Genomic DNA, 20,853 nt, shown 5'->3' on the forward strand with positions numbered 1-20,853 from the left:
GCTCGTGCGCATGGGACAGATGGTGATGATCGGGGCCGGGATGGGCACCATGGCCGCGGCCGCCCGGCTGGCCGTGGCGGGCCACCGGGTGACGGTGTACGAGCGCTCGGCGACCTACGGCGGCGCGGTGGACCGGTTCGAGCGGGACGGGTTCGTCTTCGACACCGGTCCCGGGCTGCTGCACCTTCCCGCGGTCTACCGCGATCTGTTCGTGAAGACCGGCAAGGAGTCCCTGGAGCGGAGCGTGGAGCTCGGCCAGGTGGATCCGGCGAGCCGTCATCTCTTCGCCGACGGTACGGACGTCCGGCTGCCCAACGCGTCGCGGGCGGGCGCCGTCGCGGCGCTGGACGCGGCGCTCGGCGCGGGTGCCGGTGAGCGCTGGGCGGATTTCCTCGGCCGGGCCAGGGACGCCTGGGACCGCTCGCGCCGGCCGCTGCTGGAGGAGCCGCTGTGGCGCGACCCGCGGGCGCTCGGGCGGGACCCGTATCCGGCGGTGCCGCGGCGCCGGCTGCTGCGCTCCCCCCGGCTGGCCACCACGGTCGCCGAGATCGGCGCCTGGGAGCTGGGTGACGCACGGCTGGCGGCGCTGCTGGACGGCTGCGCGCTGTCGTACGGACTCGATCCGCGGCACGCCCCGGCGAGCGCCGCGGTGCTGCCGTATCTGGAGCAGACCTTCGGCAGCTGGTATGTGCGGGGCGGCATGCGGGAGTTGGCCCGCGCGGTGTACGAACGGTGCCTGGCACGCAGGGTCGAGTTCGTCTTCGGCGCCGAGGTGACCCGGATCGTCGAGAAGGACGGCGCCGCGGCCGGTGTGGAGCTGGCGGACGGCACGCTCGTCGAGGCCGACGCGGTGGTGGCGGGAGTCGCGCCCGGCCGGCTCCTGGCGCCGCACCCGGGCGGATCCGGATCCGCAGCCGGTGCCGCCGGTGAAGCGGCCGTGGCGGAGCGGGACGACGGGTCGGTGCCCGGGCGGTTCACGGTGCTGCTGGCGCTGCGCGGCGGCCGGGACGTGGGCGCCGCGCACCGGACGGTGGTGCACTCCCCCGACGGCGGGGCCGAGGCGGCCGCCGTCTTCGGCGGGCGCCCCGCGGAGCGGCCGACGGTCACGGTGCTGCGGCCCGACGACCCGGCGACGCGCCCCGACGGCGGGCACGAGGCCGTCACGCTCACCGCGACCGTCGCCCCGCACGGCCCGGTCGACTGGTCCGACGCGGCGCTGCGCGCGCGGTACGCGGAGGTCCTGATGTCGGTGGCGGAGGCGGCCGTGCCCGGGCTGCCGGAGCGGCTGCTGTGGCACGAGACACGGACGCCCGCCGACACCGCGGCGCGGACGGGTGCCGCGGGCGGCTCGGTCCCCCCGCCCGCGCTGGCCGGGGCGGAGGGGCGGCTGCTGTACCCCGCGAACACCACCCGGCTGCCGGGTCTCCACCGCGCGGGCGGCTGGGCGCACCCGGGCGGCGGGCTCGCGCACGCGGGCATGTCGGGGGCGCTGGTCGCCGGACTGATCGTCGAGGGACCGGAGTTCCGGGGGTCGCAGTGAGCGGGCGGTACGCGAGCGGTCAGTAGCGGTACTGGTCGTTCTGGTAGCCCGAGCCGGAGCCCGAGCCCGCGTCGTACCCCTGCTGGGGCTTCTCGCCCGGCGCCGGGGGGAACGGGTCGTCCTGGCGCTCGCGCTGCTGCGGGACCCATACCCCGCCGGGCGGGGTGTCGTTGGCGTACTGCTGCTGGTGCTGGTCGTGTTCGCCGGGCGCCGCCGCGTACTGCTGCCGGCCGCCGAAGCTGTCGTACGTGTCGTACTGCTGGCCGCCGTTGACCGCGCCGCCACCGCCGTACGACGGGTCGGAGTAGGCCGCGTACTGCTGCTCACCGGTCCCGTAACCGTACTGCTGGGTCTGCTGGTTGTAGGCGTCCTGGTCCGCGGCGTAGGTGTTCTGCGCCCCGTAGCCGCCCTGCCCCGCGTAGGCGTCCTGGTTCGCGTAGCCGTCGTGCGTGGCGTAGGGGTCGTGCGCCGCGTAGGCGTCCTGGCCGGCCTGCTGGGTCCCGTAGCCGGAGTACGGGTCGTACCCGCCGCCGTAACCGCCCGCATCCGCCGTGCCCGTGGCCGCGTCGGCGTCCGCCCGGGAGGCCGAGCGGGGGTCCTGGAGCGCGTCGTCGTAGACGCCGTACTGCCCGGTCTCGTCGGGCATCGGCTCCGTGGTGTACACGGACGCGGCGTCGGCGGCCGGACGGACCGGGAGCGGCTCCTGGGCGGCGGCCGGCTCGTACTCCAGGTCCGAGACCTCAAGGGCGGGTTCGCGGTCGGCGGCCTCCTCCTTGGCGGCCTTGCGCCGCTTGCTGACCGTCGGCCTGCCGCCGATCGCCCACCCCGTCGAGAAGCCGCTGCGGAAGGAGAGCGTCACATACGTCTGGCCGACCGCGAAGGCGATCGTGCCGAGCACGATGACGAAGATGTTCGGGATCAGCACGCCGAGCACCACGCCCATGAACCCGGTGAAGGCGAGCAGCCGCCAGCGCAGCCGCGCCTTGTACTGGAGCAGCACCTCGCCCAGCAGCCACAGGGCAACGATGCCGAATGCGATGTAGAGGACCGTCCAGCCCATGCCCGCCCCTAGTCACGACTGCTCGTGCAGTCCGAGATTCTCGTAGATTTCGAGCGTCGCCGTGGAATTGTTGAGTGTGATGAAGTGCAGGCCAGGTACGCCCTCGGACAGCAGTCCGGCGCAGAACTCCGTCGCGAACTCGATGCCGATCGAGCGTACAGCGGCCGGATCGTCCTTCACCGAGAGGATCCGCTCTTTCAGCTCCGCCGGGAAGACCGCGGTGGAGAGCTGGGGCAATCGCTCCAGCATCTTCACACTGGTGACCGGCATGATCTCCGGAATGATCGGGGTCGCGCAACCCGCGGCGTCGACCCGGTCACGCAGCCGCAGATAGCCTTCGGGCTCAAAGAACATCTGAGTGATCGCGTAGTCGGCGCCCGCCCGGCACTTGGCGACGAAGTGCCGGATGTCGGTGTCCCAGTCGGCCGAGCGCGGATGCATCTCGGGGAAGGCGGCCACGCCCACGCAGAAGTCCCCGGACTCCTTGATGAGCCTGACCAGGTCGGCCGCGTACCGCACGCCCTCGGGGTGCTCGATCCACTCCCCCATCGGGTCGCCGGGCGGGTCGCCCCGTACGGCGAGGATGTTGCGTATCCCGGCGTCGGCGTACTGCCCGATCATGTTGCGCAGCTCGGCGACGGACTGGCCGACGGCCGTGAGGTGCGCGACGGGGGTGAGGGTGGTGTCGGCGGCGATCCGTTCCGTGGCCCTGACCGTGCCGTCCCGGGTGGAGCCGCCGGCCCCGTAGGTCACGGAGACGAAGCTCGGGGCGACCGCCTCGACCCTGCGCAGCGCGTTCCAGAGGTTGCGCTCGCCCTTCTCGGTCTTGGGCGCCCAGAACTCGAAGGAGTACGAGGTTTTACCGGTCGCGAGCAGATCACGCACCGTACGCGCGTGATCCGATCTGGTCGAAGCTGTACCGAGGGCCATATGTGCAGGTTATCCAGGGCGCGGCGACGACCCAACCGCGCGGGAGGCTTTCAGCGGTATTGACCGGCAAGTGTCCACCCCTCGGACATGAGCCGGAAACCCGGGACACGGCGCCGCCACCGGCCGGGAGGCGCCGGAACACGGCCCCGCCGCCGGTCGGGCGGCGCGGCCGGAACCCTGTTCCGCCGGCCGGTCAGGCGGCGCGCGCCCGTATCCGTCCGGCCAGGGCCGTCGTCGCCGCCGCCGGGTCGTCGGCCTCCGTGATCGCCCGTACGACGACGACGCGGCGGGCCCCGGCGTCCAGCACCTGGTCCAGATTGCCGGCGTCGATCCCGCCGATCGCGAACCACGGGCGGTCCGTGCCGCTCGCCGCCGCGTACCGCACCAGGTCGAGGCCCGGGGCGTGCCGGCCCGGCTTGGTGGGGGTGGGCCAGCAGGGGCCCGTGCAGAAGTAGTCCACGCCTGGCTCGGCGAGCGCCGCGTCCACCTCGGTGCGCGCGTGGGTGGAGCGGCCGATCAGCGGGGCGGGGCCGAGGATCGCCCGCGCCGCCGGGACGGGCAGGTCGCCCTGGCCGAGGTGGAGCACGTCGGAGCCGATGGCGTGCGCGACGTCGGCGCGGTCGTTCACGGCGAGCAGTCTGCCGTGGCGGCGGCAGGCGTCCGCGAAGACCCGGAGGTGGTCCAGTTCCTCGGCCGCCTCCATGCCCTTGTCGCGGAGCTGGACGATGTCCACGCCGGACGCCAGCACGGCGTCGAGGAACTCGGGGAGGTCCCCCTGCCGCTTGCGGGCGTCCACGCACAGGTAGAGCCGGGCGTCGGACAGTGCCTCGTGAGGCGTGGGCATGGAAAGGTCCCCCCGTTGGAATCCGCGTCGGCATCTGCGTCCGGAACGGCGTCCGGAACCGCTCGCGGAGCTGTGTGTGGAGCTACGTGACTTCCTGGACGGGCGGCGGCGGGCGCCGCCCGTCCCCGGATGATGAGGCCGTCAGACGGCGAGCGCCTGAGCCCGGCGCTTCACCTCCGTACCGCGATTCTCGCTGAGCGCCTGCGCGGGGGTGCCGGGCAGGCTGGGGTCGGGGGTGAAGAGCCACTCAAGCATCTCTTCGTCGGTGAAGTGGTCGTCCCTCAGGAGCGTCAGGGTGCCGGCGAGCCCCTTGACGACCTTGGTGCCGTCGATGAAGGCGGCGGGAACCTGGAGCGTCCTGTTCTCGCCCCGGCGCACGGCGATGAGCTGGCCTTCCTTCACCAACTGCCGCACGCGCGTCACCTCGACACCGAGCATTTCGGCGATATCGGGCAGGTGAAGCCAGGCGGGGACGAGAGCATCGATCTTTGCGTCAATCTCGGTCACAGGACAAGCGTGCCATCCCGGACTGACACCGGGCACCCCGAGCCACTCCGGACGGGGTGGAAACCAGGGCACAACGGACCTGGACCGCCGCCGGACGGCTCAGAGCCCGTCGGGTGACCTCTGACCGTGCGGTCACCCGAGAGGCTCTCAGCGGACCGCCTTGCGCAGCGGTACCGCCGGGTCGGCCGTCAGCTCCCGGTCGAGGCGCGCGCCCGCCTCGATCAGCTTGCGGCCCTGGGCCAAGTCGCGGGGGCGCCCCACGGCCAGCAGGGCCACCAGGACGCCGTCGCGCAGCCAGACCGCCGACCAGGAAGCCCCCGCGGGGTCGCCGCGCCGTACCAGGGTGTCGGCCGCCCCGTGGTGGCCCGCGTACTGGACGAACCTGCCGAACTGCTCCGACCAGAAGTACGGCACCGGATCGTAGACCGGATCGGTCTCCCCGACGGCCTGCGCGGCGACCGTGAGCGGTCCCTGGAGCGCGTTGTCCCAGTGGTGGACCAGGAGCCGTTCGCCGTAGCGCGCGGACGGGAAGGAGGCGCAGTCACCGACCGCGTACACGTCTGGCAGCGAGGTGCGCAGCCGTTCGTCCGCGGTGATCGAGCCGTCCGCGCCGAGCGCGATGCCGGAGCCCGCGAGCCAGGCCGTCGCGGGCCGTGCGCCGATGCCCACGACCACCGCGTCGGCGGCGAGCCGGCGGCCGTCCGCGAGGATCACCGTGCCCGGCTCGACGGCGGCGACACCGGTGCCCGTCAGCAGTTCGGCGCCGCTCTCCGCGTACCAGTCGGTCATAGGGGCGGCGACCTCTGCGGGCAGGACGCCCGCGAGGGGCCGGTCGGCGGCCTCCACGACGGTCACCACGCATCCGGCCTCGCGGGCGGCGGTGGTGAACTCCGCGCCGATCCAGCCCGCGCCCACGACGACGACCTCCCGCCGCCGCTCCAGTACGGGGCGCAGCCGCACGGCGTCGTCGAGCGTGCGCAGCGGGTGGACCCCGGGCACGCCCTCCGTGCCGGGCAGTACGGCGGGTTCGGCGCCGGTGGCGATGACCAGCACGTCGTACGGGACGGGCCCGGCGGTGGTGTCCAGCTCCCGGTCGGACGGGCGCAGCCCGGTGGCTTCCAGACCGAGCCTGAGGTCGACGGAGAGGGCCTCGAAGTCGATGTCGAAGGCGGATCCTTCGGCCGTGCCGAGCAGGATCGCCTTGGAGAGCGGGGGCCGGTCGTAGGGCGGGTGGGGTTCCGCGCCGATCAGGGTGATCCGGCCGCCGTACCCCTTCTCGCGCAGGGCGACGGCGGTCCGCACCCCCGCCATGCCCGCGCCGACGACGACCACCCCGGGCTCATCCGGCCGCCCGTCGCCCGGGTCCCACCCCTCGTGCCCGTCACGTCCGTGTGCCTGCCGCTGTTCGCTCACCCGGTCACCTTAGAGGTCGCCGGAACGGCGGGGCGGCGTCGCGTGCCGACGGGCAGCGTCACCTGCCGACGGGCGCCGCAGCGGTGTCAGACAGAGACCGGAGCGCCGGCGGGCAGTTCCTCCACGACGCTCGTCCCGCTGCCTTCCCGGGACTCCCACTCCCAGCTCTCCTCCAGCCGGACCCGGCCGTCGGGGAGTTCGACGACGGTGGAGACGCAGTGCCCCGAGGAGGTCTCACCGCCGTGCCTCAACTGGACGTAACGGAAGTCGAGACGGTCCCCGGTACGCGTTCCCACGAGGTGGCCGCGGAGCACGTCGCCGCCTTCGTAGGAGGCCCAGATGTGGCCGTCCTCCTCGTGGTACGCGAAGCGGGTACGGGTCCCGACCTGGCCCGGGGCCTGGTCGGCGACGGGTGAGAGGACGAGTCCGTCCAACGAGCGGGCCATGGTGATGCTCCCTTACGACCTGGTGGACGGCGCGTTAGTCTGGCGGTCGACACTACCTCGCGGGAGTCCGGACGCACCGGGCTGAGAGGGAGGCTGGAGCGGCCTCCGACCGTACGAACCTGATCCGGGTCATGCCGGCGAAGGGAGGGGCTGGACGCCCATGCACGCATCCACACGGTCATCGTCCCGGGCACCGACATCCCCCACGGGGTACGACGTCCTGGTCGTCGGCGGCGGGATCATCGGTCTGGTCACGGCCTGGCGCGCGGCCCGGCGCGGGCTGCGTACCGCCGTCGCCGACCCGGACCCGGGCGGCGGCGCGGCGGGGGTCGCGGCGGGCATGCTCGCCGCCGTCACCGAGCTGCACCACGGCGAGCAGACCCTGCTCGGGCTCAATCTCGCCTCCGCCGGGCGGTATCCGGCGTTCGTCGCGGAGCTGGAGGAGGCGAGCGGCCGGGACACCGGGTACCGGGCGTGCGGCACGCTCGCGGTGGCCCTGGACTCCGACGACCGCGCGCAGCTCCGCGAACTGCACGCGCTGCAGCGGCGATCGGGGCTGGCCTCCGAGTGGCTGACGGGGCGCGAGTGCCGGCGCCTGGAACCGATGCTCGCGCCGGGGGTACGCGGGGGCCTGCGGGTCGACGGCGACCACCAGATCGACCCGCGGCGGCTCGCGGCGGCGCTCCTCACGGCCTGCGAGCGGGCCGGGGTGGTCCTCCACCACGCCTGGGCCCGGGGGCTCACCGTGGTACGGGACCGGGCCGCGGGCGCCGTCCTCGCCGACGGCGGCGCGCTCGCCGCGGACCGGGTGGTGCTGGCGGGCGGCAGCCTCAGCGGCAGGCTGGCGGGCGTGCCCCCGGAGGCGGTGCCGCCCGTACGGCCCGTCAAGGGGCAGGTCCTGCGCCTGACGATGCCGCGCCGCCACGAGCCCTTCCTGTCCCGGACGGTACGGGCCGTGGTGCGGGGCGGCCAGGTCTATCTGGTGCCGCGCGAGAACGGCGAGCTGGTCGTCGGCGCGACCAGTGAGGAACTGGGCTGGGACACGACGGTCACGGCGGGCGGCGTGTACGAGCTGCTGCGCGACGCGCACGAACTGGTGCCCGGCATCACCGAGCTGCCGCTCACCGAGACCCGCGCCGGGCTGCGCCCCGGCTCGCCGGACAACGCGCCGCTGCTCGGGCCGACCGTGCTGCCGGGTCTGTCGCTGGCCACCGGCCACTACCGCAACGGGGTCCTGCTGACGCCGGTCACCGGCGATGTCATGGCCACCGTCCTGACGACGGATGAGCTCCCGCCCGAGGCGGCGCCCTTCACCCCGCTGCGCTTCTCCGCCGGCGCTTCCGTGTCCGCCCCTTTGGAGCAGCCCGTATGAACACTTCCGTGATGCATGTCTCCGTCAACGGCGAGCGGCGCGAGTTCGCCGCCGCGACCACCCTCGACGCCGTCGTCGCGACTCTCACCCCGGCGCCCTCCGGGGTGGCCGCCGCCGTCAACGAGACGGTGGTCCCCCGTACCCGCTGGTCCGGCACCGCGCTCAGCGACGGCGACCGGGTCGAAGTGCTCACCGCCGTCCAGGGAGGCTGACGGACATGGCCGACGATCTGCTCACCATCGGCTCCACCACGTTCTCCTCCCGGCTGATCATGGGGACGGGCGGGGCGCCCAGCCTCGACGTCCTCGAACGCTCGCTGATCGCCTCCGGCACCGAACTCACCACGGTCGCGATGCGCCGGCTGGACCCCACCGTGCAGGGCTCCGTGCTCTCCGTGCTGGACCGGCTCTCCATCCGCCCGCTGCCCAACACGGCGGGCTGCTTCACCGCCGGCGAGGCCGTCCTGACCGCCCGGCTCGCCCGGGAGGCGCTCGGCACGGAGTGGATCAAGCTGGAGGTCGTCGCGGACGAACGCACCCTGCTGCCCGACCCGGTGGAGCTGCTGGACGCCGCGGAGACCCTGGTGGACGACGGGTTCACGGTCCTGCCGTACACCAACGACGACCCGGTCCTGGCGGCGAAGCTGGAGGACGTGGGGTGCGCCGCGATCATGCCGCTCGGCTCGCCCATCGGCTCCGGGCTCGGCATCCGCAACCCGCACAACTTCCAGCTCATCGTGGAGCGCGCCGGTGTCCCGGTGATCCTGGACGCGGGCGCGGGCACCGCGTCGGACGCCGCGCTCGCGATGGAGCTGGGGTGCGCCGCGGTGATGCTGGCGTCCGCGGTCACCCGCGCCCAGGAGCCGGTGCTGATGGCCGAGGCGATGCGGCACGCGGTGGCGGCGGGCCGGCTGGCGCGGCGGGCGGGCCGGATCCCGCGCCGCCACTTCGCGGAGGCGTCCTCGCCGGTGGACGGGGTGGCGGCGCTCGACCCGGAGCGGCCCTGCTTCTGACCCGCCGGGCGCGCCGGGCGGGTACGGGGCCCGGCGCGTCCGGTGCGTAACGACGCTCCGGGAGGCCTGTCACAGGTCGGCTTCAGTCGTGTGCCCGGTCCGACCGGGGCTTCGGCGGTGTCGGCGGTGACTCGTAGACTCACCGGCGTGGATACGACCCTTCAGGACCCCATCGTCGGGCAGGTGCTCGACGGCCGTTACCGCGTCGAGGCGCGGATCGCGGTCGGCGGCATGGCCACGGTCTACCGGGCCGTGGACACCCGGCTCGACCGGATCCTGGCGCTCAAGGTGATGCATCCGGCGCTCGCGGCGGACGCCTCCTTCGTGGAGCGGTTCATCCGTGAGGCCAAGTCGGTGGCGCGGCTGGCGCACCCCAATGTGGTCGCGGTCTTCGACCAGGGCGCGGAGGGCGCGTACGTCTACCTGGCGATGGAGTACGTCGCCGGGTGCACCCTGCGCGATGTCGTGCGGGAGCGTGGCGCGCTGCGTCCGCGGGCCGCGCTGGACATCCTGGAGCCGGTGCTCGCCGCGCTCGGCGCCGCGCACCGGGCCGGGTTCGTCCACCGGGACATGAAGCCGGAGAACGTGCTGATAGGGGACGACGGCCGGGTCAAGGTCGCCGACTTCGGGCTGGTCAGGGGCGTCGGGGAGGTGACCAACACCACCGGGACCGTCCTCGGCACGGTCTCGTACCTCGCGCCGGAGCAGATCGAGTACGGCACGTCCGACACCCGCGTCGACGTGTACGCCTGCGGGGTCGTCCTGCACGAGATGCTGACCGGTGCCAAGCCGCACACCGGGGACACCCCCGCGCAGGTCCTCTACCGCCATCTCAACGAGGACGTGCCGGCCCCGTCCGCCGCCGTTCCCGGGCTCGCCCCGGAGCTGGACCGGCTGGTCGCCGCGGCGACCGCGCGTGACCCCGAGGACCGGCCGCTCGACGCGGTCGCGCTGCTGGCGCTGGTCCGCGCGGCCCGTGCGGCGCTCACCGACGCGCAGCTCGACGCCGTACCGCCCCGGGCCAGGCCCGAGCCGGCGGCCGGCGCGGACGCCGACGGGCGTACGACGGTGATCCCCCGGATCCGGCCCGTCGAGGAGCCGGACGACGAGCCCGTCCGGCACACGAGCCGGCTGGAGATGCCGCCCCCGGACGCCGGGCCGCCGGCCGGCCGGTCCCGGTACGGGGCCGGGGGGCGCCGGGGGATGCCGTCGCGGGGGGTGCTCGCGGCGGTCGTCGCGGTGCTGCTCGTCCTCGGGGTGGGGACAGGTGTCTGGTACATCAACTCGGGCCAGTTCACCCGGGTGCCGTCGCTGCTCGGGCAGACGGAGCAGGAGGCGCGCGAGCGGCTCGGCGCCGAGGGCCTGGACGCGAAGATCACCCGCGACTTCAGCGACAGCTTCGACCGGGGCACGGTGATGGGGACGGATCCGGAGCCGCGCTCCCGGGTCCGGGGCAGCGGTCCGGTGACGCTGGTCATCTCGCGCGGCCCGGAGATCGTCCGGGTGCCCGACCTGACCGGCAAGACGCTGGCCGAGGCGCGGTCCGTCCTGAAGGAGGCCGGGCTGGCCGCCGGACTCGTCAAGCGGGAGTTCGACGAGGACGTCGCGCGGGGCACGGTGATCAGCTCCACGCCGGCGGCGGGCCGGGACGTACGGCCCGACGCGGGCATCGCGCTTCTGGTCAGCAAGGGCGCCCCCGTCGACATGCCCGATGTGACCGGCGAGACCGTGGCCGACGCCACCACCGAGCTGGAGGACGCGGGGCTCACGGTGAAGGTCGCCACGGAGCGGGTGAACTCCGCGCAGGACGAGGGCACGATCGCCCGGCAGTCCGCCGCGGAGGGGACCCGCCTGGCGCAGGGCGACACGGTCACGCTGACGGTCTCCAAGGGCCCGCGGATGGTCTCCGTACCGGATGTGACCGGGCAGGGCACCGAGGCCGCGAAGAAGCTGCTGAAGGACGCGGGCTTCCAGGTGGAGGTCGAGCGGAGCTTCCCGTTCCTGGGGGACACCGTGGGCGAGCAGTCCGTCGCCGGCGGCGAGCAGGCCCCCGAGGGCTCCACCATCACCATCAAGACCAAGGGACTCTAGACGCAGATGCGCAACCCTGTCGGCGCCCATGTCCCCGTGGCCGGCGGGCTCGCCACGACCGGCCTGGCGTACGCGCGCGAGCTGGGCGCGGAGACCGTCCAGGTCTTCGCGGCCAATCCGCGCGGCTGGGCGACGCCCGCCGGGAATCCGGCACAGGACGAGCGGTTCCGCGCCGAGTGCGCGGCGGCGCGGATGCCCGCCTACGTACACGCTCCGTATCTGATCAACTTCGGCTCGCACACGGAGGCGACCGCCGAGAAGTCCGTGGAGTCGCTCCGCCACAGTCTGCGGCGGGGCCGGGAGATCGGCGCGCTGGGCGTGGTCGTGCACACCGGTTCCGCGACCGGCGGGCGGCCGCGCGAGGTGGCGCTCGCGCAGGTACGGGAGCGGATGCTGCCGCTCCTGGACGAGCTGACCCACGACGACGACCCGTTCCTGCTGCTGGAGTCGACGGCGGGCCAGGGCTTCTCGCTCTGCTCACGGACCTGGGACTTCGGCCCCTACTTCGACGCGCTGGACTCCCACCCCCGGCTGGGGATCTGCCTGGACACGTGCCACATCTTCGCGGCGGGGCACGATCTGGCCGGGCCGCACGGCATGCGGCAGACCCTGGACCTGCTGGTGGACACGGTCGGCGCCGGCCGGCTCAAGCTGATCCACGCCAACGACTCCAAGGACGTGACGGGAGCGCACAAGGACCGGCACGAGAACATCGGCGCGGGGCACATCGGGGAGGACCCGTTCCGCGAGCTGTTCACGCATCCGGCGACCGCCGGCGTACCGCTGGTGATCGAGACCCCGGGCGGCAAGGAGGGGCACGCGGCGGACGTGGCCCGGCTGAAGAAGCTGCGCGACGGCTGAGCACTCCCTACCGGCCGGACCTGGGGTCCGGCCCCGGCCCCGTCAAAGTTCCGGGCCGTCGCCCGGGAGTTCCTGGTAGGAGTAGCGCTGCTCGGACCAGGGGTCGCCGACATTGTGATAGCCGCGTTCCTCCCAGAAACCGCGTCGGTCGGCGGTCATGTATTCCACGCCCCGGACCCATTTCGGGCCCTTCCAGGCGTAGAGCTGCGGAACGATGAGCCGTACCGGAAATCCGTGTTCCGCGGTGAGCAATTCACCGTCCTTGTGGGTGGCGAAGATCGTGCGGTCGGATACGAAGTCGGCGATCCGCAGATTCGAGCTGAAGCCGTACTCGGCCCAGACCATCACGTGTGTGACGTCCGGCGCGGGCGGCGCGAGTTCCACGATCGTCCGGGCGGGCACCCCGCCCCATTCGGCCCCCACCATGCTGAATTTTGTGACGCAGTGCAGATCGGCGACCACGGTGGAGAACGGCAGCGCCGAGAACTCACCATGGTTCCAGCAGTGTTTGTCGCCGTCGGCGGTCGCGCCGAAGACCCGGAACTCCCAGCGTTCCTGCCGGAACTTCGGTACGGGGCCGTAATGCGTGACCGGCCAGCCGCGCTGCAGGCGCTGTCCCGGCGGCAGCTCGGACACTTCCGGCTCCTGACGCTCCCGGCTCTCCGGCTGACCCATGCCTTCCATGGTGACAGACCGGGAGGGGTGGTGATGACCAGGTACACCTCGATTCCGGCAACTCCTACTAAGCGTGTACTTACTGGACGGCCTCCGGATCACGGTGCGAGGATGCCCAGCATTCCGCTCCGTCACCGGCTTGGAAGGAGTCCGCGCGATGCAGGGCGACCCCGAGGTCATTGAATTCCTCAATGAGCAGCTGACCGCCGAACTGACCGCGATCAATCAGTACTTTCTCCACTCGAAAATGCAGGAGAACTTCGGCTGGACGAAACTCGCCAAGTACACCCGGGCCGAGTCGTTCGACGAGATGAAGCACGCTGAACTCCTCACCGACCGGCTGCTGTTCCTGGAAGCCCTGCCGAACTATCAGCGGCTCTTCCATGTACGGGTCGGCCAAACGGTCACGGAGATGTTCCAGGCGGACCGGCAGGTCGAGGTGGAGGCGATCGACCGCCTCAAGCGCGGTATCGACGTGATGCGGTCCAAAGGCGACCACACGTCCAAAGGGATCTTCGAATCGATCCTGGAGGACGAGGAACACCACATCGACTATCTCGACACGCAACTGGAGCTGATCGAGAAACTCGGCGAACCGCTCTACATCGCCCAGCTCATCGAACAGCCCGACAGCTGAGGCGGCTGGACGGCCAGACGGCTGAAACGCAGGGACAGCGGCCTACGCGGCGTCCCTGAGGACCGGGGCGGGCCGCTGCTGCTCCAGCAGCTCACGGCGCGGGCATCCACCGCGCCCCAGCAGCGACTGGATCCGCCGTACGCACGAGCCGCAGTCGGTGCCCGCCTTGCTCGCCGACGCGATCTCGCGGGGCGTGCACGCGCCGGCGGCCGCGTGTTCCCTCACCTGCGTCTCGGTGATCCCGAAACATGAGCAGACGTACACGCGATTCACCTCCCGACGCCGAGTGCCGCTGATGTGGAGCCACGCCGCATGATCGTCGGTGAGGCTAACCTAACCTTACCCGTCGTGCCGCATACGGAAAAGTCCTGGAAACGCAGGTGGGGCGCGGATCACACCGATCCGCGCCCCACCGGGCCGTACAGGAGGCTCCTACTGGTCCCGGTACATCTCCGCGACCAGGAAGGCCAGGTCCAGCGACTGGCTGCGGTTGAGCCGGGGGTCGCAGGCCGTCTCGTAGCGCTGGTGCAGATCGTCGACGAAGATCTCGTCGCCGCCGCCCACGCACTCCGTGACGTCGTCGCCGGTCAGCTCGACGTGGATGCCGCCCGGGTGCGTGCCGAGCGCCTTGTGGACCTCGAAGAAGCCCTTGACCTCGTCGAGCACATCGTCGAAGCGGCGGGTCTTGTGACCGGAGGCCGCCTCGAAGGTGTTGCCGTGCATCGGGTCCGTCACCCAGGCCACCGTGGCGCCGGACGCGGTCACCTTCTCGACCAGGGCCGGGAGCTTGTCCCTGACCTTGTCGGCGCCCATGCGGACGATGAAGGTGAGCCGGCCGGGCTCGCGGTCCGGGTCGAGCCGGTCGATGTAGGTCAGCGCCTCGTCGACGGTGGTCGTCGGGCCGAGCTTGATCCCGATCGGGTTCTTGATCTTCGAGGCGAACTCGATGTGCGCGCCGTCGAGCTGGCGGGTGCGCTCACCGATCCACACCATGTGGCCCGAGACGTCGTACAGCCCGCCGGTCCGGGAGTCGACCCGGGCCAGCGCCGACTCGTAGTCCAGCAGCAGCGCCTCGTGCGAGGCGTAGAACTCGACGGTGCGGAACTCGGCCGGGTCGGTGCCCGCCGCCTTCATGAAGTTCAGCGCGTTGTCGATCTCGCGGGCGAGCTGCTCGTAACGCTGGCCCGACGGGGACGACTTCACGAAGTCCTGGTTCCAGGCGTGCACCTGGCGCAGGTCGGCGTAACCACCCGTGGTGAAGGCGCGCACCAGGTTGAGCGTCGCGGCGGACGCGTGGTACATCCGCTTGAGGCGCTCGGGGTCGGGGACGCGGGACTTCTCGTCGAAGGCGAAGCCGTTGACCGAGTCGCCCCGGTACGTCGGCAGGGTCACACCGTCGCGGGTCTCGGTGCTCTTGGAGCGCGGCTTCGAGTACTGCCCGGCGATCCGGCCGACCTTGACCACCGGCACGGACGCCGCGTACGTGAGAACGGCGCCCATCTGAAGGAGCGTCTTCAGCTTGTTCCTGATCTGGTCGGCGGAGACGGCGTCGAACGCCTCGGCGCAGTCACCGCCCTGCAGCAGGAACGCCTCGCCCTTGGCGACGGACGCCAGCCGGGCACGGAGCTGGTCGCACTCCCCCGCGAAGACCAGCGGCGGATAGCTCTCCAGCTCCGCCACGACAGCACGCAGGGCTTCGCGGTCCGGATACTCCGGCTGCTGAGCAGCGGGAAGATCGTGCCAGGACGGCACATGCTTGGCGGAGTTCTCAGCGTTCACTGTCACGCGCTCCAGATTACGTGGTCGAGGGCGCCGGGCGGCGCGGCGCTCACAGTGTGGAACAGACCGGTGCCCCGGCGCATGCGCTATGGTGCGGCTCATGTTCGCGCAATCGCATCAGACCTGGTGGTGGCCCGCTCGTCCGGCGGTCCACTGATTCACGCGCGCACCACGAATCACGAAGGCCGCCCGAGGGGCGGCCTTCGGTGTTCTCCAGGTCCGGATGCCAGGTTCCCGGCCGGGGAAGCGGGCCGTTCCTCTCCCTCCTCCGGAAGGAACACCGCAGATGAACACCGACCTGATGGACACCGTCCCTTCCCCGGCCGCCCTGCTGATCGGCCGGCTGCTGGACGACGACTGCCCGCCCTTCGCCCTGCTGCGCCGCCGCACCCCCGGCCGTGACCATGACACCGTCGAGCTGCTGATCGGCTCCGTGCACGAGGCGGAGCGGCTCGCCGATCTCCCGGCGGGCGACCGCACCGCGCTGGCCCTGGTGCCGTTCCGGCAGATCAGGGAGCGCGGCTTCGACGTACGGGACGACGGGACGCCGCTGGCCGTGCTGGTCGCGGACGAGACGTACGAGCTGCCCCTCGGCGAGGTGCTCGACCGGCTGCCCGCGCACCCGGTACGGGTCGAGGACGGCGCCTTCGACATCGACGACGAGCGGTACGCGGAGATCGTGCGGCGGGTCGTCGACGAGGAGATCGGCCGGGGCGAGGGCGCGAACTTCGTCATCCGGCGCACCTTCGAGGGCCGGATCCCCGGCTTCGGCCGGGCGGACGCCCTCGCGCTCTTCCGGCGGCTGCTCGTCGGGGAGCGGGGCGCGTACTGGACGTTCCTGGTGCACACGGGCGGGCCCGGCGATGACGGCGGCGGCGACCGCGACAGCGGGCCCGGCGGGCGGACGCTGGTCGGGGCCAGTCCCGAGGTGCATGTCCGGATGAGCGGCGGAACCGTCGTGATGAATCCCATCAGCGGGACCTTCCGCTATCCGGCCGGGAACCCCGGTCCGGAGGCGCTGCTGGAGTTCCTGGGCGACCGCAAGGAGACCGACGAGCTCTCCATGGTCGTCGACGAGGAGCTGAAGATGATGTGCACGGTCGGCGACCGGGGCGGGGTGGTGATCGGCCCCCGGCTCAAGGAGATGGCCCATCTCGCGCACACCGAGTACGAACTGCGCGGGCGCTCCTCGCTCGATGTGCGCGAGGTGCTGCGGGAGACGATGTTCGCGGCGACGGTCACCGGCTCGCCGGTGCAGAACGCCTGCCGGGTCATCGAGCGCCACGAGGTGGGCGGACGCGGCTACTACGCGGGCGCGCTCGCGCTCCTCGGGCGGGACTCCGGCGGGGCGGCGACCCTCGACTCCCCGATCCTGATCCGTACCGCCGACATCGGCGCCGACGGCGCGCTGCGGGTGCCGGTCGGGGCCACCCTCGTACGCCACTCGCGGCCGGAGAGCGAGGTGGCCGAGACGCACGCCAAGGCGGCGGGGGTGCTGGCGGCGCTGGGGGTACGACCGGGGCGCCCGCCCGCGGCGGCGGCGCGGCCCCGGCTCGCCGACGACCCGCGGGTACGGGCGGCGCTGGACGCGCGGCGCGCGGATCTGGCGCCGTTCTGGCTGCGGATGCGGGAGACCACCGCGACGCTGTCGGGGCACGCGCTGATCGTCGACGCCGAGGACACGTTCACCGCGATGCTGGCCCACCTCCTGCGCTCCTCGGGGGCGGCGGTGACCGTACGGCGCTACGACGAGCCGGGGCTGCGGGAGGCGGCGCTCGGCCACGCGGACCGGGTGGGGCCCGTGGTGCTGGGTCCCGGCCCCGGTGACCCGGCGGACAGCGGTGACCCGAAGATGCGGCTGCTGCGCGGGCTGGCGGCGGAGCTGCTGGACTCGCACGGGACCCGGCGCCACGGGGTGCTCGGGGTCTGTCTGGGGCACGAGCTGCTGGCGGCGGAGCTGGGGCTGGACACCGTACGCAAGCGGGTCCCGTACCAGGGCCTCCAGACCCGTATCGGGCTCTTCGGCCGGGAGGAGACGGTGGGCTTCTACAACAGCTTCACCGCGCGCTGCGACGACGCGGCGGCGGCGCGGCTGGCGGCGCGGGGCGTGGAGGTGAGCCGGGACCCGGCGAGCGGGGAGGTGCACGCGCTGCGGGGCACGAGGTTCGCGTCGGTGCAGTTCCATCCGGAGTCGGTGCTCACGCTGGACGGCCCGGGGATCGTGACGGAGCTGCTGGCGGGGGCTGAGACGACGGCGACGGCGGCGGTACGGGGATAGCCGGGCGGGCCCGGTTCGCCGGGCGGCCGGGTTCACGGGTTCCCGGCCGCCCGGCGCCGCTCCCGGCGCGTCGACGCGGCACCGGGGCGGGTCCGGCATGATCAGGCTCCGGCGTGATCAGGTCCGGTCTGATCCGATTCCAGCTTGATCCGATTCCGGTCCGATCAGGTTCCGGTCCGATCGGGATCCGGCGTGATCAGGGTCGGCACGCCTCAGCCGAAGAAGACGCCCGCCTCCTCGTACAGCTCGGGGCGGACCGTCTTGAGCCGGGCCGTCGCCTCCGCCATCGGGACGCGCACGATGTCCGTGCCGCGCAGGGCGACCATCTTCCCGTAGTCGCCGTCGCGCACCGCCTCGATCGCGTGCAGGCCGAAGCGGGTGGCCAGCCAGCGGTCGAAGGCGCTCGGGGTGCCGCCGCGCTGGACATGGCCGAGCACGGTGGTGCGGGCCTCCTTGCCGGTGCGCCGTTCGATCTCCTTGGCCAGCCACTCGCCGACGCCGGAGAGCCGGACGTGGCCGTACGAGTCCAGCGTGCCGTCCTTGAGGACCAGATCGCCGTCCTTGGGCATCGCGCCCTCCGCGACGACCACGATCGGCGCGTACGACGCCTTGAAGCGGGAGGTCACCCAGGCGCAGACCTGGTCGACGTCGAAGCGCTGCTCGGGGATGAGGATGACGTTGGCGCCGCCCGCGAGCCCGGAGTGCAGGGCGATCCAGCCGGCGTGCCGGCCCATCACCTCGCAGACCAGGACGCGCATGTGGGACTCGGCGGTGGTGTGCAGCCGGTCGATGGCCTCCGTCGCGATCCCGACGGCGGTGTCGAAGCCGAAGGTGTAGTCGGTGGCGGACAGGTCGTTGTCGATAGTCTTGGGGACACCGACGCAGGGCACCGCGTACTCGCCGGAGAGGCGTGCCGCGACCCCGAGCGTGTCCTCGCCGCCGATCACGACCAGCGCGTCGACGCCCGTCGCGGCCAGGGTCTCCCTGATCCGGCGGACGCCGTCCTCCTCCTTGAACGGATTGGTGCGCGAGGAGCCGAGGATGGTGCCGCCGCGCGGCAGGATGCCGCGCACGGTGGGGATGTCGAGCCGTACGGTGTCGCCGTCCAGCGCGCCGCGCCAGCCGTCCCGGAAGCCGGTGAAGCCGTAGCCGTACTCCTGAACGCCTTTGCGCACGAGAGCCCGGATGACCGCGTTGAGCCCGGGGCAGTCGCCGCCGCCCGTCAGTACTCCGACCCGCATGAAGCACGTCCCTTCGCCAGGAGGGGTGATTCAGGTCACTCCGGCATGGTGCACGGGGGCGATCCCGTTGCACCAGAGGGCGGACGGCAATGTTTCGGGGGCCCGCCGGGGGCGGGCCGGGGCCCGCGGACGGCTCAGATGTCGTCGAGGCCGCGCTCGATCGCGTACCGCACCAGCTCGACGCGGTTGTGGAGTTGCAGCTTGCCGAGCGTGTTCTGGACGTGGTTCTGCACGGTGCGGTGCGAGATGACCAGCCGTTCCGCGATCTGCTTGTACGAGAGGCCCTTGGCGACCAGCCGCAGCACCTCCGTCTCACGGTCGGTGAGTTCGGGCGCCCTCGGCACGTCGGCGGCGGCCGGCGCGGGCTCCGAGGCGAGGCGGCGGTACTCCCCGAGCACCAGCCCGGCGAGCCCCGGGGTGAAGACCGGGTCGCCGGCGGCGGTGCGGCGGACGGCGGCGGTCAGCTCCTCCGTACTGGCCGACTTGAGCAGATAGCCGGTGGCGCCGGACTTGACCGCCTCCAGCACATCGGCGTGCTCACCGCTGGCGGAGAGCACCAGGACGCGCAGCCCGGGAAGGGAACCGACCAGTTCCTTGCAGACCTGGACGCCGGGCATGCCCGGCAGGTTGAGGTCGAGGACGAGCACCCGCGGGGTGGTGGCGCGGGCGCGGCGCACCGCCTGGGGGCCGTCCCCGGCGGTGGCGACGACGTCGAAGCCCGCCGCCTCCAGGTCGCGGGCGACCGCGTCGCGCCACATCGGGTGGTCGTCGACCACCATCACCCGGACCGGCCCTTCCCCGCCGCCCGCGGCCGGGTCGCCGACCGATGAAGGTGTCGTGTCCGTCCTGTCCATCCCGTCCACCGTGCCCGCCGTGCTCTGCTCGCTCATCGCTCCGTCTTTCCCCGTCCCCGTGGCTCCGCCGACATCCGTGGAACCTTCAACTCGACTTCCGTGCCCTGTCCCGGCACCGAGATCAGCTCGGCCGTGCCGCCCAGATCCCGCAGCCGGCCGCGGATCGAGAGCGCGACACCGAGGCGCCCCTCCCCCTCCGCCTGCGCGAGCCGGCCCTCGGGGATGCCGGGGCCGTCGTCCCGTACGGTCACGATCACCTCCTGCGGCCAGTCCTCCACCAGGATCCAGGCGCGGGCGTCCTCGCCCGCGTGGTTCCGCACATTGTCCAGGGCGGCACCGACAGCGGCCGCCAACTCCCGGGCGGCGGCGGGCTCCAGCAGGACGGGGGCGCCCGGTTCGGAGAAGGTGACCCGGGATCCCGCGTACGACGCGAGCAGCGTCCGCAGGTCGCACGGTCCGGATGCGCCGTCCCGCCCCTCGCCGTCGGCCGTGCCGGTGCCGTCGGCGCCGTTGACGCCGTTGACGCCGTTGACGACGCGGACGACCGCGCCGCGCGCGGCGTCCTCCGAGACCCGGGAGGCGGGCACCAGCCCGCTGGAGACCAGGGTCCGCAGGGCGATCTCCTGCTCCCCCGCCAGCCGGCCCAGCTCGGCCGCCTCGCCGCCCATCGCCGTACCGCGCCGCTGCACCATGGCGAGCACCTGGAGCACGCTGTCGTGGATGTCCCGGGCCAGCCGCTCCCGTTCGCGGGTGGCGGCCTCGATCTCCAGGGCGCGGGCGAGGGTGCGTTCGGAGGCGCGGGCGACCTCCACGACGTAACCGATGGCGATGGAGGCGACCCACACGAGCAGCACGTTGTGCACGGTGTCCAGGGTGGGGTGGCCGCGCTGGATCAGATTGGCCACGCCGACGAAGGTCGACGCGAAGGCGGCCCACCGCCAGCCGCCCTTGACCGCGAAGGCGAGGACCGATCCGGCGACCCATATCGACGGCAGGGTGAGCCCGTCGACCGAGCGGGCCTGGAGGTCGGTGAACGGGGTGAGCAGGATGCCGATGAGACCGATCGTGAGATCGGCGCCCAGGAAGCGTTTGGTGCAGCTTGCCGCGTTGGCGACCTTGGGGAGCGTGACGAGCGTCCAGACGGCCAGGACGGCAAGGTAGGACGCGGCGACCCACGGGCGTTCGAAGCGGTCGCGGTCGAGGAAGAAGAGCAGCACCGCGTAGAGCATCGTCAGTACGCGGTAGCCGCTCAGCGCCTGCCACAGCGGCTGTTCGACCGACATCCGCACCACGCGCTCGCGCTTGGCCATCTC

General features: G+C 72.7%; 20 protein-coding genes and 1 riboswitch. Of the genes, 8 read left to right on the forward strand and 12 right to left on the reverse strand.

Translation table 11 applies throughout. The features are described from left to right. Positions 1 to 10 precede the first annotated feature (10 nt). Positions 11 to 1,540 (forward strand): NAD(P)/FAD-dependent oxidoreductase, encoded by a 1,530-nt coding sequence (locus tag AB0P17_RS01770; protein ID WP_365806628.1) that lies wholly within the window; start codon positions 11 to 13, stop codon positions 1,538 to 1,540. A 19-nt stretch (positions 1,541 to 1,559) separates the two neighbouring features. Here the strand turns inward: AB0P17_RS01770 and AB0P17_RS01775 are convergent, their stop codons facing one another. The 6 genes from AB0P17_RS01775 to AB0P17_RS01800 all read right to left on the reverse strand — a co-directional run bounded on the left by AB0P17_RS01775 (position 1,560) and on the right by AB0P17_RS01800 (position 6,740). After that, entirely contained in the window at positions 1,560 to 2,600 is a 1,041-nt protein-coding gene (locus AB0P17_RS01775) for a hypothetical protein (protein WP_365806629.1), read from the reverse strand. A gap of 12 nt (positions 2,601 to 2,612) precedes the next feature. Then, positions 2,613 to 3,530: a methylenetetrahydrofolate reductase [NAD(P)H] gene (metF, locus tag AB0P17_RS01780; protein WP_365806631.1), complete on the reverse strand. Its 918-nt coding sequence runs from the start codon at positions 3,528 to 3,530 to the stop codon at positions 2,613 to 2,615. A gap of 193 nt (positions 3,531 to 3,723) precedes the next feature. After that, positions 3,724 to 4,374 carry a thiamine phosphate synthase gene (gene thiE / locus AB0P17_RS01785; RefSeq protein ID WP_365806633.1) on the reverse strand — a complete coding sequence of 217 codons (651 nt, stop codon included), beginning with the start codon at positions 4,372 to 4,374 and terminating at the stop codon, positions 3,724 to 3,726. A gap of 141 nt (positions 4,375 to 4,515) precedes the next feature. Continuing rightward, positions 4,516 to 4,881: an Rv2175c family DNA-binding protein gene (locus AB0P17_RS01790; RefSeq protein WP_365806634.1), complete on the reverse strand. Its 366-nt coding sequence runs from the start codon at positions 4,879 to 4,881 to the stop codon at positions 4,516 to 4,518. Positions 4,882 to 5,028: 147 nt separating this feature from the next. Continuing rightward, complete coding sequence (locus AB0P17_RS01795) at positions 5,029 to 6,213, reverse strand: FAD-dependent oxidoreductase (protein WP_365806926.1); 1,185 nt, start codon at positions 6,211 to 6,213, stop codon at positions 5,029 to 5,031. Positions 6,214 to 6,380: 167 nt separating this feature from the next. After that, the gene (locus tag AB0P17_RS01800; protein ID WP_365806636.1) at positions 6,381 to 6,740 is read right to left on the reverse strand and encodes a hypothetical protein; all 360 of its coding nucleotides are present in this window, start codon (positions 6,738 to 6,740) and stop codon (positions 6,381 to 6,383) included. 49 nt (positions 6,741 to 6,789) lie between these two features. Further along, a riboswitch (TPP riboswitch) is annotated at positions 6,790 to 6,903 on the forward strand. Here AB0P17_RS01800 and thiO point away from each other — a divergent pair. The 5 genes from thiO to AB0P17_RS01825 all read left to right on the forward strand — a co-directional run bounded on the left by thiO (position 6,901) and on the right by AB0P17_RS01825 (position 12,076). After that, positions 6,901 to 8,112: a glycine oxidase ThiO gene (gene thiO / locus AB0P17_RS01805; protein WP_365806638.1), complete on the forward strand. Its 1,212-nt coding sequence runs from the start codon at positions 6,901 to 6,903 to the stop codon at positions 8,110 to 8,112. It overlaps the preceding riboswitch by 3 nt. Positions 8,113 to 8,123: 11 nt before the next feature. Next, the gene (gene thiS / locus AB0P17_RS01810) at positions 8,124 to 8,324 is read left to right on the forward strand and encodes a sulfur carrier protein ThiS (protein WP_365806928.1); all 201 of its coding nucleotides are present in this window, start codon (positions 8,124 to 8,126) and stop codon (positions 8,322 to 8,324) included. Positions 8,325 to 8,329: 5 nt separating this feature from the next. Further along, the gene (locus AB0P17_RS01815) at positions 8,330 to 9,124 is read left to right on the forward strand and encodes a thiazole synthase (protein WP_365806640.1); all 795 of its coding nucleotides are present in this window, start codon (positions 8,330 to 8,332) and stop codon (positions 9,122 to 9,124) included. A gap of 147 nt (positions 9,125 to 9,271) precedes the next feature. Continuing rightward, positions 9,272 to 11,215, forward strand: coding sequence for a Stk1 family PASTA domain-containing Ser/Thr kinase (pknB, locus tag AB0P17_RS01820; protein WP_365806642.1), 1,944 nt, complete (start codon positions 9,272 to 9,274; stop codon positions 11,213 to 11,215). A 6-nt stretch (positions 11,216 to 11,221) separates the two neighbouring features. Continuing rightward, positions 11,222 to 12,076 carry a deoxyribonuclease IV gene (locus AB0P17_RS01825; RefSeq protein WP_365806643.1) on the forward strand — a complete coding sequence of 285 codons (855 nt, stop codon included), beginning with the start codon at positions 11,222 to 11,224 and terminating at the stop codon, positions 12,074 to 12,076. 42 nt (positions 12,077 to 12,118) lie between these two features. Here the strand turns inward: AB0P17_RS01825 and AB0P17_RS01830 are convergent, their stop codons facing one another. Further along, positions 12,119 to 12,751: a sulfite oxidase-like oxidoreductase gene (locus AB0P17_RS01830; RefSeq protein WP_365806645.1), complete on the reverse strand. Its 633-nt coding sequence runs from the start codon at positions 12,749 to 12,751 to the stop codon at positions 12,119 to 12,121. A gap of 157 nt (positions 12,752 to 12,908) precedes the next feature. On the opposite strand from AB0P17_RS01830, the gene bfr reads away from it, so the two are divergent. Next, the gene (bfr, locus tag AB0P17_RS01835) at positions 12,909 to 13,388 is read left to right on the forward strand and encodes a bacterioferritin (RefSeq protein ID WP_365806647.1); all 480 of its coding nucleotides are present in this window, start codon (positions 12,909 to 12,911) and stop codon (positions 13,386 to 13,388) included. 42 nt (positions 13,389 to 13,430) lie between these two features. On the opposite strand, the gene AB0P17_RS01840 is transcribed toward bfr, so the two are convergent. After that, positions 13,431 to 13,661: a (2Fe-2S)-binding protein gene (locus AB0P17_RS01840; RefSeq protein WP_365806649.1), complete on the reverse strand. Its 231-nt coding sequence runs from the start codon at positions 13,659 to 13,661 to the stop codon at positions 13,431 to 13,433. A gap of 159 nt (positions 13,662 to 13,820) precedes the next feature. Then, positions 13,821 to 15,173, reverse strand: a complete 1,353-nt coding sequence (locus tag AB0P17_RS01845) for a class II 3-deoxy-7-phosphoheptulonate synthase (protein ID WP_365806651.1) — start codon at positions 15,171 to 15,173, stop codon at positions 13,821 to 13,823. A 280-nt stretch (positions 15,174 to 15,453) separates the two neighbouring features. Between AB0P17_RS01845 and AB0P17_RS01850 the strand changes: the two genes are divergently transcribed. Further along, on the forward strand, positions 15,454 to 17,445 hold the full coding sequence (locus AB0P17_RS01850) for an anthranilate synthase family protein (protein WP_365806653.1): 1,992 nt from the start codon (positions 15,454 to 15,456) through the stop codon (positions 17,443 to 17,445). Positions 17,446 to 17,657: 212 nt separating this feature from the next. Here AB0P17_RS01850 and AB0P17_RS01855 read toward each other — a convergent pair whose 3' ends face one another. The 3 genes from AB0P17_RS01855 to AB0P17_RS01865 form a co-directional block, all read right to left on the reverse strand. Then, a complete protein-coding gene (locus AB0P17_RS01855; RefSeq protein WP_365806654.1) occupies positions 17,658 to 18,686 on the reverse strand; it encodes a 6-phosphofructokinase in 1,029 nt (342 codons plus the stop codon). 134 nt (positions 18,687 to 18,820) lie between these two features. After that, complete coding sequence (locus AB0P17_RS01860; protein ID WP_365806930.1) at positions 18,821 to 19,465, reverse strand: response regulator transcription factor; 645 nt, start codon at positions 19,463 to 19,465, stop codon at positions 18,821 to 18,823. Between the two features lie 107 nt (positions 19,466 to 19,572). Next, positions 19,573 to 20,850, reverse strand: a complete 1,278-nt coding sequence (locus AB0P17_RS01865; RefSeq protein ID WP_365806656.1) for a DUF5931 domain-containing protein — start codon at positions 20,848 to 20,850, stop codon at positions 19,573 to 19,575. Between the last annotated feature and the right edge of the window lie 3 nt (positions 20,851 to 20,853).

This window comes from Streptomyces sp. NPDC088124 (assembly GCF_040685895.1).
Taxonomy (GTDB): domain Bacteria; phylum Actinomycetota; class Actinomycetes; order Streptomycetales; family Streptomycetaceae; genus Streptomyces.